Annotated in this window: 15 protein-coding genes; 10 read left to right on the forward strand and 5 right to left on the reverse strand. The window is 57.9% G+C overall.

What is annotated here, in order from left to right:
- On the forward strand, nt 1-313 hold a 313-nt coding region (locus BMX17_RS20150; RefSeq protein ID WP_139203621.1), incomplete at its 5' end, for a transposase.
- Between the two features lie 228 nt (nt 314-541).
- The gene (locus tag BMX17_RS20155) at nt 542-1549 is read left to right on the forward strand and encodes a sugar phosphate isomerase/epimerase (protein ID WP_092663497.1); all 1008 of its coding nucleotides are present in this window, start codon (nt 542-544) and stop codon (nt 1547-1549) included.
- Nucleotides 1550-2178: 629 nt separating this feature from the next.
- Here BMX17_RS20155 and BMX17_RS20160 read toward each other — a convergent pair.
- Genes BMX17_RS20160 through BMX17_RS20170 form a run of 3 tightly spaced genes read right to left on the reverse strand, consistent with a single transcriptional unit; the run spans nt 2179 to nt 3942 of the window.
- Complete coding sequence (locus BMX17_RS20160; protein ID WP_092663499.1) at nt 2179-2850, reverse strand: metallophosphoesterase family protein; 672 nt, start codon at nt 2848-2850, stop codon at nt 2179-2181.
- Nucleotides 2851-2892: 42 nt separating this feature from the next.
- Nucleotides 2893-3297, reverse strand: a complete 405-nt coding sequence (locus BMX17_RS20165; RefSeq protein ID WP_280141425.1) for a dual specificity protein phosphatase family protein — start codon at nt 3295-3297, stop codon at nt 2893-2895.
- 30 nt (nt 3298-3327) lie between these two features.
- Nucleotides 3328-3942, reverse strand: a complete 615-nt coding sequence (locus tag BMX17_RS20170) for an SIMPL domain-containing protein (RefSeq protein ID WP_092663503.1) — start codon at nt 3940-3942, stop codon at nt 3328-3330.
- 115 nt (nt 3943-4057) lie between these two features.
- Between BMX17_RS20170 and xseA the strand changes: the two genes are divergently transcribed.
- Nucleotides 4058-5110, forward strand: coding sequence for an exodeoxyribonuclease VII large subunit (xseA, locus tag BMX17_RS20175; protein ID WP_092663505.1), 1053 nt, complete (start codon nt 4058-4060; stop codon nt 5108-5110).
- Between the two features lie 64 nt (nt 5111-5174).
- Here xseA and BMX17_RS20180 read toward each other — a convergent pair whose 3' ends face one another.
- On the reverse strand, nt 5175-6410 hold the full coding sequence (locus tag BMX17_RS20180) for an RNA-guided endonuclease TnpB family protein (protein ID WP_092663507.1): 1236 nt from the start codon (nt 6408-6410) through the stop codon (nt 5175-5177).
- 54 nt (nt 6411-6464) lie between these two features.
- Here BMX17_RS20180 and BMX17_RS26395 point away from each other — a divergent pair, with 54 nt between their 5' ends.
- The 3 genes from BMX17_RS26395 (at nt 6465) to BMX17_RS20195 (ending at nt 7784) form a co-directional block, all read left to right on the forward strand.
- Entirely contained in the window at nt 6465-6602 is a 138-nt protein-coding gene (locus tag BMX17_RS26395) for a hypothetical protein (RefSeq protein WP_170845497.1), read from the forward strand.
- A gap of 65 nt (nt 6603-6667) precedes the next feature.
- A complete protein-coding gene (gene xseB / locus BMX17_RS20185; RefSeq protein WP_089649913.1) occupies nt 6668-6850 on the forward strand; it encodes an exodeoxyribonuclease VII small subunit in 183 nt (60 codons plus the stop codon).
- Nucleotides 6851-7499: 649 nt separating this feature from the next.
- Nucleotides 7500-7784 (forward strand): hypothetical protein, encoded by a 285-nt coding sequence (locus tag BMX17_RS20195; RefSeq protein ID WP_092663509.1) that lies wholly within the window; start codon nt 7500-7502, stop codon nt 7782-7784.
- Between the two features lie 17 nt (nt 7785-7801).
- Here BMX17_RS20195 and BMX17_RS20200 read toward each other — a convergent pair whose 3' ends face one another.
- Nucleotides 7802-8008, reverse strand: coding sequence for a hypothetical protein (locus BMX17_RS20200; RefSeq protein WP_092663511.1), 207 nt, complete (start codon nt 8006-8008; stop codon nt 7802-7804).
- Nucleotides 8009-8147: 139 nt separating this feature from the next.
- Here BMX17_RS20200 and BMX17_RS20205 point away from each other — a divergent pair, with 139 nt between their 5' ends.
- The 4 genes from BMX17_RS20205 to BMX17_RS20220 all read left to right on the forward strand — a co-directional run bounded on the left by BMX17_RS20205 (nt 8148) and on the right by BMX17_RS20220 (nt 12498).
- Complete coding sequence (locus BMX17_RS20205) at nt 8148-8570, forward strand: hypothetical protein (protein ID WP_092663513.1); 423 nt, start codon at nt 8148-8150, stop codon at nt 8568-8570.
- Nucleotides 8571-8595: 25 nt separating this feature from the next.
- Nucleotides 8596-10251, forward strand: a complete 1656-nt coding sequence (locus tag BMX17_RS20210; protein WP_092663515.1) for a DUF8186 domain-containing protein — start codon at nt 8596-8598, stop codon at nt 10249-10251.
- A 179-nt stretch (nt 10252-10430) separates the two neighbouring features.
- Nucleotides 10431-11162, forward strand: a complete 732-nt coding sequence (locus tag BMX17_RS25385; protein ID WP_139203622.1) for a hypothetical protein — start codon at nt 10431-10433, stop codon at nt 11160-11162.
- Nucleotides 11152-12498 (forward strand): TrbL/VirB6 family protein, encoded by a 1347-nt coding sequence (locus BMX17_RS20220; RefSeq protein ID WP_244515069.1) that lies wholly within the window; start codon nt 11152-11154, stop codon nt 12496-12498. Before BMX17_RS25385 ends, BMX17_RS20220 begins: the two co-directional genes overlap by 11 nt.
- The last annotated feature ends 4 nt before the right edge of the window (nt 12499-12502 follow it).

Raw genomic sequence — 12502 nt, forward strand, 5'->3', positions numbered from 1 at the left:
CCTGCTTGCGGACCACAACAAGGAGTCGCTGACCGTCTATACGGACGGATTTCGGGCCTACGATCCGCTCGAAGAAGACGACGCTTTCACCCGCAAATACGTCGTCCACAGTGACGGAGAATACGCTGACGGCGACATCCACGTCAACACCTGCGAGAGCCACGCGTCGCTGACGCGACGGTGGCTCTCGCCCCACCGAGGAGTGTCAAAAGACAAGCTAACGCCGTATCTCAAAGCCTTTCAGCTCCGCCGCGAACTCTACAGAAAACCAGGTGACGAAGCACTCAAATATGCTCTCGACGCCGTCCTCTAAAAATCAACAACGTGCTTCACAAGAGCGTTGCTTCGATTCCGTCCGCAAGGCTCGCAGCGTGACTAAAATAGTCAGGAGATGCCGAGAGCAATATGGGAACCGTCATAGCCGAACTATCGGGGCAGGCGACGTAATGGTTCGGTAGCCTCTCCACATTTTTTCTTTTCCTCCACAAACGATCGTGGCTGGGAAACCTACTTATCGGCTCCACAACTCGATATTCCATTGATGGGACGACCAATCCGTGTCTCTGTCCCGCGTCGCATTCTATCCAGCGAGAACCCCGTTCGTCAGGAGTACCTCAATACGATCGCCAACATGGATCTCAGTATCGAGCTTTTCACGCCAGACCCACCGAGGGGACATGGACCACTCGGATCGTTCCTGAATGAAGAACTGCACAACGAATCCGCTGTGGAACGTGCATCGCAATATGATCTCGATGTCGAATCGGTCCACTGCACCCCTTTGCTCAGTGGCTGTAGCTCGTCGGGAGCGAAGGCCTGCGCTGACAAGGTCCTCGATGCACAACTCGGATTCCAAGATCAGGATTCGGCTCAAGGCCCGGATGACGGCGGTGTGAGTCGTTACCCCTACTGTGACCCATCAGTATTTGTTTTCCATCCACCACGAACCTACGCGAGCGAGAACGCGGATCTACAGCGAAGACGAAAACAGCTTGTCGCGACGTTCGGAAACGCTCAATATCGACTTGAGAGCAACGAGAATCTTGACAGCGTTCCGGTCCTGACGATCGAGAACGTCTGTCCGCGAGGGCCCTTCGAATATCTCCTGACCGAAGAATCGGACATCGCGAAGTTCGAGAAGGCAACGGCTGATTTACAACGCGAGCAACCAGAAGACGTTGAGGTGCCGTCGGTACAGTTTACTATCGACCTCGGTCACGCACCGAACCCGCTCGCCATGCTGGATGCAGTTGGGTGCCCAGCACACGTCCACCTTCACGGGTCGCTACCCATTACGGAAACTAATCGTCTCCAGAGCATCCGGGACAAGTACGGGATTGGCGATGATGTTCTGCGCGGTCTTGAGGAGCCACCCGGGGAGATACAACATCTCCCGCCACAGGACGGCCAACATGATCTGGGGAGAATGGTGGACACTCTAGATTCATCGGGCTATAATGGCCCCGTGGTCTTGGAACTCGCTCCACCCTTCCGGACATCCGAGACGCTGAGAAAAACTGTCTATGCTCTGCGTACTGCTGGGTGGTGAATCCTATACCTGAAGATTGCTTTGACAACCGATTCCGCGTCAGTGACTATCTACTCCACCGGTTTCGCGTGACCGAAGCTATCGGCATTACCATCAGAGCCACTCGTCCTCACTGTGTCGTGATTTCGGGATGTATTCGTAGTATACAACACCGGTACGACAGCACCCGCAACACTCGGTGTCTCCGGGACAACCCGGATGGCGGCCCGACCAGCTGTCCGGGTGTACAACTGCGATATCTTGAGCGAAATTCTCCGCCAAGTCGTGATACTGGTCGCAGTCCTGCCAGAACCTTGAGGCGGCACTGGACGTGTGCTGGTGCTCCGTGTCCCCGGCAGAGTGAGACTTTCGTGCGGTCATGGTTGGGTGTCGATGACCAGAACAGACACCCAACGGCGCAAGTGCGCCGGCGACGCCCGCAAGATATCCAAGATGCGATATCAGCCAGCTATCCGGAATCGGATTTCCTGACTGAGAGACGCATCCCTATCTCACGGGGCGGTGCTGTTCTGGTCTATGAAACCCCAAACCGGGACCAGGAAGACCCATACAGCGGTGTTCCGGGTAAACGGATATAAAACTGACGTGCAAAGCTGCGTAGATAGGCCAACTCGGCATCCGAGATAGCTTCACGAACCGTCGAGAAGTCGCGTCCCGGTTTTAGTGGGCAGCCCACACTCCTCAACACGGGAAATCACCCGGTTGATATCGTATTCCACGCGGCGAAGTTCGACTTCGTCAGCGGCAGTATCGAGAGTCGCGTACGCAGCACGCTCATCGCCGTCTCGTGGCTGGCCGACACTCCCTGGATTCACGATGAGCCGGCCGTCGATCGTAGCTTTGTGCTGGATATGGGTGTGACCAAGCACGATCCCAACGTGGTCGTCCAGATAGGGTCGCATCTTCGGGAACTGTGCGGGACGGACGTAGGAGCTGAGCCGGTTTGGATCCGGATGGCTATGCACCAATCGATAGGTATCGCCTGCGAATTCCGTTCGTTCTGGGAGATCAGAAAGCCACTTTCGCTGACTGTCACTCAGCTCCTGTTGGGCGAATTCGAGCTCGGCGTGCGCCATGTCATTGTGTTCGTAACGATGCGGCGTCTCGACGTTGCGGTCGTGGTTGCCCTGTACGATGAGTGAACTGACAGTTCGAACCCGCTCGAGACACTCACGTGGCCAGGGATTGTATCCGACGATGTCGCCAGCGCAGATAATGTCGTCGACAGGTGGCATATCATCCAGGACGGCTTCGAGGGCTGGCAGGTTCGCGTGGATGTCGGAAATCAGACCGACTTGCATACAGTTTCCTTGAGGAGCCTAACTGAAATGCCGGTGGTTAGCTTACTCACGGTGCTGGGTGTAGACGCGTGCCGCCTGTCGGACTACTGCTTCGTGTGGGTCGACGGCGTTCCGGTGTTTCGAGACCTGCTCGAACGCTGCTTCCAATCTGATTTCATCGTAGAGTGCGAGTGCAGTCGCCGCCACCGCTGGACTACGTGAGGCTCCCGCCGAACAATGAACGAGAATATTGTCCCCAGTCTTGAGACAAGACAGAACATGGGTGACAGCTCGATCGAATTTCTGCTGGTCGTTACGAGGTCCATCTTTCATAGGGACATTTTCGACCGGCAGATCAGAGGAAAACCCACCATCTGGCTCACCATGTGTTAGTGAGACGATGTTCACGATATTGTGTTCCTGTATCAGTGCCTTATCACCGGCATCCTTGAGCGTTCCAACGAACAACCCATCTGCAACCTCGTCTATCTCCTCAGATCACTCCTCACTGAGTTCATACACGGCTTCGATACCCTCAGAGACAGTAATTGGTGCTGGATGAAGATCCGTGTCGGGACTGGAATCCAGCGCCTCGTCGACAATACTTTCAAACCCAGTACTCACGTCTGTCGTCGCCGCTTCTTGTATCTCTGCCACAGCGAGACCCTCGGCAGCAGCCATTTGTTCAGCTTTCTCGCGAGCGCGTTCCATCGCCGAGTTAATGGCTTTGTCCTGAAGTTCTCGACGCTTGTTCTCATGGAGATGAAACCGTACGGTCTGTATCTGTCCGCCGGCGTTTGTTATATCGACCACAACCGATTCGGCGTTTTCTGGAAGACAATCGATGTGGAGTCGCTCGGTTGCTTGGAATGGAGCGTCAGTGACGGGATCAAACATCTCGTCCGTATCCTGAACCTGGAGGTCGACAGTTCTGATTTGGTCCGTCGAGATGTCAGTTATCGACTCCCGGATGGTGGATGCTCGATCTTTCGCTATAGCTCGGGCATCACTAGCGGACTCACCTTCACCAATTGCAAATGCCTCTACAGTCGCTAAATCTGGCACTGCCTCACATTGACCAACAGCGTCAACAGTAACTGTCCTGGATTTCATAACCGAACCAATCTTCTCAAACAGTATCAATTTTCGTCAGACATCCTAACAACATCCGCTTGGGGAATCCGTGAAGCATCTTTTTGGAACTGCCAATCAAAGGTTAGAAGCGTGTATGGCGGACGCACCGGATGCTGAACGGCAGGCAGTCGAGCCTGACGCGGGAGAGGTCCTCAGCGTGTCACAGCTGAACGACCGGATTGCGTCGGTCGTCGAGGATGCGCCTGCCCTCGACGGTGTCCGGTGCATCGGCGAAGTCACCGACCTCCACCAAAACAGTACGGCGCTCTACTTCACGCTCACCGACGGTGACGCTGAGCTCCCCTGTATGATCTGGGCGAACCGCTACCGGAACATGGACGCCGAGCTCGAGGACGGGACCGAAGTCATCCTCGAGGGTGATATCGATTACTGGACTGAGGGCGGGAAAATCGACCTCAAGCCGTGGGAGGTGATCGTCGTCGGCGACGGCGACCAAGCGGTCGCCGTCGAGCGGTTGCGAAGCGAACTCGAAGAGCGTGGCTGGTTCGACGACGAGCAGAAACAACGTCCGCCGGCGTTCCCAGAGCGGGTCGGTGTCGTGACCTCGCTCCGGGGCGACGCTCGCTACGACATCCAGAGCGCGATCCACGAGCAGGACCCTACCGTCGATATCCTGGTCAAGGATGCGACCGTCCAGGGGTCGGAGGCACCGACGTCCATCGCGAACGGGATTCACCATCTGGACAGGTCAGAGGACGTCGATGCGATCATCGTCGGCCGCGGTGGCGGGAGCGATTCGAACCTCCAGGCGTTCAACACCGAGCGTGTCGCGGAAGCGATCTTCACTGCGAATACGCCGATCGTGACTGCCATCGGCCATACTGACGACCGGCTGATCGCGGATCGGGTGGCGGATATGGCCGCGATCACGCCGACCGCCGCCGGCGAGTACATCGCGAAGTCCCGGAATGACTTCCTCGCCAGTGAGATCGAGCCGCTGGAGCAACAGCTGGAGGCCGCCTACGAGACCTTCGAGCAGGAGCACGAACACGAACAGGAACTGGCCGAGGCAGTCGAGGAGGCGACGGCTCCTGAGGGGCTTCCGCCGGTCTACTACAAGGCCGCGATTGCTGTCCTCCTCCTACTACTGTTGCTCATCACCGCCCTCTGGTTAGGAGTGATCTGAGGTGACATCCTCCCCGCCGTGACGGCGGGGCTTCCCCTCCAAGGGGAATCCGGGCTGGCAGGTTTCAGTCCGAGTAGGCCGCGAGCGTCATCTGTCCGGGACTCGGACTCGTCTCGCGGTGGACTGTGGCGCTGTCACAGGCGCTCCCATCCCGAGGCGAGTCATCGCGTCCGGGTTCCCAACGGACGCTCTCTCCCCACGGGTTAGCGCGACTGGCGATATTCGCCGCCGCGTTGATATCTGCTTGGAACTCCGAGATGTGGCAGTCGTCATGTGGACACATGAACTCCGCTTGTTCGGTCCGCCGACCGAGCCGGCTGCAGGCGTGGCACGTCTGTGAGGTGTACGCCGCATTGACGAATTCGACGCGAATGCCTGCCTCGGTCGCCTTATTTTCGATTCGACCCTGTAGGCGGGCGAATGCCCAGCTGTGGAGGCGGCGGTTCATCCACGTGCCGTAGTCGAGATGCTCGCGGATGTACGACAAGTCTTCGAGGACGATAACCGGATTCTCGAACTGTCGGGCATATTCGACGGCCTCCCGAGACACCTTCTCGATAATATCGGTGAGGGCGTTCTGGTAGTGGTCGAATCGCTCGTCAATCCGCCACTCGGCGGCGTCACGCTCTTGCAGTCGCTTGAGCGTCGTGTGCATCTCCTTGCGGAGGCGTCGCGCTCGACTGCCGCTGACGAGCATCGGTTTCCGTGGTGTGTCGCGTTTGAGGGCACAGCCCGTAATCAACGCGCTCTCGCCGATGTCGAAGCCGATGTACGTCGGGTCATCCGACTCAGGCGGTACTTCGACCGAGTATTCGACGGTGACATGCAACTCCCACGACGTTCGGTGGCGCTGTAACCGAAGTTCGCCCGCCGTCGCGTCGCCGTTCAGCAGGTCGAACCAGAGCGATTCCTGTTCGGGGTTGATCCGAAGCGGAATCCAGAAGTTCGTCCCACGACCGGGCTGTGGAACCTGCCACACGAAGCCGTAGTCGCGGTTCTCCGAGTGGTCGAACGTGGCCGCCCGATTGACGAGCCGAACCGGATGCTCGTCGTCCAACTCCTCGGCATCGTAGGTGTCGTGGAGTTGCGGGACGTAGGACTTGAGCGCGTCCTTGGCTTGGTAGGGCAGGTCGTAGGGCGTCACGATGTCGTTGACGGCGGCCATCGTGTCAGCCCCGGCGTCGAATGCGTCGTGGAGTGCGTCACGGTAGGTGTCCAAGAGTCGCTGGAGGCGTTGCTCTTTGCCCGTAGTGGGCGTGGCGAGCGTGGCCTGTAGCGTCTTCGTCACCGTCTCGGACACAATATAACAAAAATGTTAGTCACAGTTAACACCATCGGACACAAACTATGAGACATGAAGAACATCAATATTGAAGTAGAGGAGAACCAGTACGAGTCTCTGAAAGAGACGAAGAAACGATACGGACTGACGTGGCGAGGGATGCTACTCCACGCGCAACGGGAGCTGGATTCCGGCTCAGCCACCGAGTAACGGCTGGTCAGCATCCTGCCGCATTCCCTCTCGGCCTGAAGGCCGGAATTCCATGCTGTAGAAAGATGGCGAAGGACCCCGACATCAAACGCCGGATGGACCGCGTCGAGGAGATCATCGACCAGCTCGATGCGGATGAGGTGTCGCTTGAGGACGGCCGTGAACTCTACGACGAGGGCCAGGAACTGCTAGCTGAAATCCGGGAACAGCTCCAAGACGGCGACGGCGAGGTTATCGAGATCGAGTGACCGCCGGTGGCGTCGACAAATCGTCAGAGCCTTAACCAACACTCCACCGGAAGCCTGCTGTGCTGTTGGTTAAGATTGTGTTCGCCCCGAGCCAGCCTGCAGGCTTAACTACGAGGTTCGTCCAATTCGAAACGTGCGGGTCTGAGCTACGATGCTACACGAGTCGGTCTTGGTCTTCGGTGGCTATCTGGTAGCTTGTGGCGTCGCCTGGGTGCTTCACGAGTCGGCTCACTACGCAGTCCACAGTCTCTATGCGGACTCGGTCTCGTTCGGCATCAATCGCCGAGGCCCCTACGTCGACGCGGTCTACGAACCGACCGCTCCCACGCTTGCGATCAGGGTCGGGTCGTTGGCTCCGACCCTCTTCTATACCCCACTCGTCGCCCTGGGTATTGCCGGCTATCTCTCAACGTATCCACTCCCTCAGCTGGACCCGGTTGGGTGGTCGTTAGTGGCCGTTCCCCTCGCAATTCTGACTATCCCGACAGGTGCTGATATCCGAGCCTGCCTTGAAGCCGCTCAGTAGCTGTTCTTGACGCATACTTGGTCTGCGTCAGACACACACTACATTACTCATATAATCAGAATTAAAGAAATGTGTTGGCCGTCAATATTTAGTGCATATGGCGCAAGTATGTGCAAATGTATCATGGCACAAGCGAGTCCCCGCAGTAACCTCTCTGAAACTGACTCGGACGAGCGGCCCTCCGTGTCAGTCGAAGCATGGTTAGAGGCGGTCAGTAGAGAACTGGATCCCGCCGAGTGCGAGGACCTCTCGGAACTCGGCATCTACTCGATCCACGAACACGGCAGCGCCCGCACTATTACCCTTCCCGAGGATGCCGACGAGTTCGACGACGCGACGACGGTGAAGCAGTACTACTTCGAGGGCGAGGATTGTCCGCTTCTTATCGTTGCTCCGCTGATGGTTTAAGCCGCTTCCGCCGGCGGTCAGGAACAGTCGGTGTCGTCTTCTTTGTGGTCGGAATAGAACTGGATGAGGTACTGGAATCTGCCTGTATCACTTGTGAACGAATCGAGTTCTTCCTGCAACCACTCGTATTTGCCTTGCGGGATTCGCATATTGATCCGCGCGACATCGTCGCTAACATCCGAGCCGGAGCTGCCGGCGCTGGTCGCTGTATCGGCGTCTGACATTAGTTCGACCCAGGCTATGCGGTCGCATATATCCCAGTAGAATGAGAACTTCTCTAGAGGACTTGGAAAACTTTGGAGACCTCCAAACTCATTCAAATTTTCTGACTTCTTTTGGTCGTGCTATCCGTCCCCACAAACGATGTGTGCTCAGGTCCCCTCCGGCGAGACGCCGGCCAGTACTGAGGAATCGATGTCCGTCATTCGAATTATCCACAGGTCCATCGGCCCGATTCTGCTGGCGCTCCTCCCGCTGATCCTGTTCGTGGGGACGGCGGCCGCGCAGTCGGACCCTGGGAGCGCCTTCTGTGATTCCAATATGGCCGACACCATCCAGAACATCTTCACCATCATCCAGTTCGGCGGCCCGCTCATCGGCGGTGTCCTCGCGCTCGGCGCGACGGTGGCGATCCCGTTCACCCGCCGGTCGGACTGGAAGAAGGAGATGAAGTCGGTCCGGAATCAGGGTCTGCTGTGGGGCGTGATCGTCGCGCCGCTCGGGACGGAGATCGTCCAGTTCATCCTGAACAACATCGTGGTCGGTGGCACGAGTTGTGGATTCTAACCACGCACCAGGATTCGCACTCGTCATGTCCGCCGTCCTCGTCGCATCGACAGCCGCCGTTCCAGCGGTCGCCCATCCCCCGAACAGTACCGACCACGGCGTCCCGGAGGAGACCTTTCACAAACTGTGGTCGGGGGATCAGGACGGTGCGACCGACGGCGCGAATCTGAGTAACGGGTCGGCGGTCGAGCAGCTCGGCAAGGGAACCGATGTCCCGTTTGATTCACCCCCGCGGGCGGTCGAGCGATGGAACCGGGGTGATCACCAGGAGTTCCCGGCGACCAACAGCTCCGTGTCGATCCATCCGCCCGATGCCGACCTCTCCAGCGGCCAGTTCATCAAGGAAGCCTATACCGAGGTGTTCGCCGTCCAGCCGTCCACACGAGCACGCCTGTCGCCGTCGCGACAGCCGCTCTACGTCGCCCCAGATGGAACGCTCCGCGGAACCGTCGACTACCGGGTGGCGGTGCCGCCAGACGACACTTCCGGTGACCGGCGCGTCTACTGGAGTCTCGAGAGCCACCAGATCGAGGAGACGAAACTCCTCGTCGACGGCGACGAGGAGACCACGGCTGGTGGCTCTCACACGCCGGCGCTGTCGTACTCCTTGGATGGATACGCCGGCGAGGACCACCAGCTCACGCTCCAGGCGAACATCTCGGTTCGCCTTCGGAAGGAGGTCGAGACCTGTACCGCCCACAACGACGAGGGCGACTGTACCAACTGGGAGAGCTCCGTTTCGTACCCGACCGAGAACGTCACGGTGACCGATTCCATCGAGGTCACGAAGTACGACCTCGCGGTCTCCGGCTTCATCGCCGAGTATCCGAACGGCGACCTCGGCCTCGTCGTCTACAAGAACCAGCCGTGGCTCGGCTACCAGTTGCCAAACGGTGACGTCCGAGGTGTCTGGCGGTTCTACTCGGCCCGAGACAAGGACTGGGATACGCTGGTCTACAGCTCGGACGATGGACAGCGGACCGCTCACTCACCGCTCCATCCACTCCAGGTGAACGCCTACCCCATCGAGACGGGGCCGACGCCATCGCCCCGCCGGAACGTGACGATACTGGACGTGTACGGCACGTCGACGTCGCCGCCGACGCTCCCGTCGAACGTTCATCTGGATGTCCTCACGGAGCCGTACACGGCCAGCTACGGCATCGCGACGCGGGCCACGGCTGACGAACAGCCCGAGACCGTCCGTGCTTGGGGCCTCGTCAGAGGTGTCGAGGCAGAACGGCCCGCCGATGAGTTCGCTCGAATTCAGATCTACGAGAGCAACCTCACCGTGGAGGTGGTGAACCAAACTGAAGACACCGTCACCGTCCGGGTTATCCTCCAGAACGCGAATACCGGCGCACCAATCAATACCGACGAACGGGACGGCTACGTCGTCGTCAACGGGCAACGGGTCAACACAACCGGAAACGGAACCGTCACGACGACGATCGAACGGCCCCCAGGCGGTGTGTCGGCCCGATACGAACCGGGTCACTGGTGGCTCAATCCCCCGGGCTATACCGGCGACTCGGACACCGTGCTGCTGCAAGGCTCAGTGCTCCAGATAGTGTCGACGCTGTTCCGGATTGGCGTGCCCGTCTCGCTGTTCCTCCTTGCGGTTTTCTTCATCGACCGAATCACCGGGTGGCGGATTTGGCCCCCATGGAGGTCCCTATGATGTTGGGAAAACACCTCAAATCTCACGACTCTGAGTCGGAACAGTGCGTTAGCCGACGGCGTCTCTTGGCGTGGTCCGGGACGGCGATAGTGGGTGGATTAGCAGGTTGTGCTGGAAATGGAAACCAAGGGAACAACTCCGATTCGCCAGCTACGACCTCGTCACCGTCTGAGGATTCGGTGTTCGAAGAGAGCCGTTTTGATGGCCCCGAAATCGTTGTGACACTTAGTCAGGACCACGGCGTCAGCCGTCTCAATCTCATCGCCCCTGATGGAAGTCTCTACACCCAAGCCGACGTGGCAGAAGGCGCCACGACGGTTCGACTCCGAGTAATGGATATCCAGCCTGGACTGGGAGACTATGAACACTACAGTCCTGGTACGTACGAGCTGACCGCAGTCAGAGAAGATTCCTCTCAAAGCAGAGAGCTGGAGATGCGGCCAAATCTCCAACTTACCGAAGCATCCCATTATCAAGATGGAGCAAACCAAGGAAATCTCGCGTTAACCATCGAGAACACGGGAACTGCGCCAACGTGGCCCTATCAGATCGTCTATCGAGATGCACCTAACGAAGCGGCCAATGCGGAACTCAACGACAAGAAGGGAATTCCACAGTTCATCACTCCCGAAGATCCAGTAGAGAACATCATCGGCCCGGGTGAGGCCATTGATATTGTGGGTAACACTCCACCAGTTGTATTCACAGACGACGATTCGACGGAGCGGACCTGTGACGACCAGACGGTGGAGTTCACGGCTGTCGTGGGAACAGTAGTCGGCTCTCCGCTGGAACAAGAGATAGAGGTAACTCTCAGCGGTGAGCGGTCAGGGGTCGGCACTTCAGATACGTACACCTGCTCCGAAATCGCAGCAGAGCTCACTGACGGAGGTGGGACCGATGCGTCATAGACTCAGGAGGGTTTCGACGTTCGTCTGTGCTTCTGTGATATTGCTGTTGTTAGCAACCCAACCAGCGCTTGCGCAAAGCGGCAGTTCCGGAGGAGGAGGAGCATTAGTCGATATTATCATCGAGGCTTTCCGGCAGCTACTGCGGGCCCTGTTCAGTCCGATTGAAACCATCCGGAGCCTCGGAGATTCGCTTGCCCGATTAGTTGTTGGAACTCCCCATCCCGAGTCAACATTTAGTCGACCCACCAACGGACCTTGGCCCAACATCTATGATTACTACTGGGGCACGATCATCCCGCTCTCACTCACTCTCTATGGCCTGTCGATTGGATTGGTCATTTTCTTCGAGTCGACCAGTCATCTCTTCAGCAGCTACCATCGATCCAAGCTCAAGAAGCGGGCCTTTGCTGGCCTCTTGGGAATCCTCTCATGGTGGTGGATGGCTGCGCTTTCGCTCCGGTTCATCGATGCGTTGAGTGGGTTCCTGACCCCGAGTCTATCCAATATCAGTTGGTTTCAGACCCTGTCCTTCAGTGCCATCGGTCTTATCGGACTCGTCCTGAGCTGGGCAGTCGATATCATCCTCTTCCTACTAATTGCCCTCATCTACCTGGTTAGACAGCACGCACTCTATCTCTATGTCCTCCTGATGCCTCTGCTGATCGTTCTCTGGATTCCAGGTGTGGGCCCGTTCAAGCTCGTCTCGAAGTTTATGAAGAAGCTCGCCAGTTTCTACGTTCCCTTCCTCTTTATGACGGTCCCTGTGGCCCTCCTCTTCCGGCTGGGTGATTTGCTCGGAACCAGTGCTGGGCCGACGCTCGGTGGGATCGGAACATGGATCTCAGCATTGGTGATTCCCTTCTTAGCTCTCGTGTCGCCGCTAGTACTCTTCTGGCAGGCTGGAGCGCTGTTTTTCATCGGCGACCGGATGGCCCATCACTTCTCCGCTCAACGGGCCAAAAATCGTGCCCGTCGGGTTAAGCAGGGAATCAACACAGGCAAACAGGGCAGTCGGAACTTTGTGAGAGGACTTCGGGATGAACCCGCAATCACCCAGAGTGGCCAATATGTGTTCGATTCGGGAGATTCGCGAGCACATTCAGCCGGTCAGCGATTGAACAATGTTGGGTCCCGCCTCCGGAATCCCGAGAATGGGAACGGTGGAAATAGTGGAGGGAATCTCGGAGGGGGAGGAGGGAGTTCCGCATCGGAGACCAGCAGTACAGACTCTGGAGGGGACGCGTACGACCGTAGCAATCAGGATCAGTTCAGAGATCCTGAAACCAAGGATCGATCCCGCGATTCGACTGACGAACCGCCACGCTATATCCACTAACAAC

The sequence above is a fragment of the Halorientalis persicus genome (genome assembly GCF_900110215.1).
Classification (GTDB): Archaea; Halobacteriota; Halobacteria; order Halobacteriales; family Haloarculaceae; genus Halorientalis; species Halorientalis persica.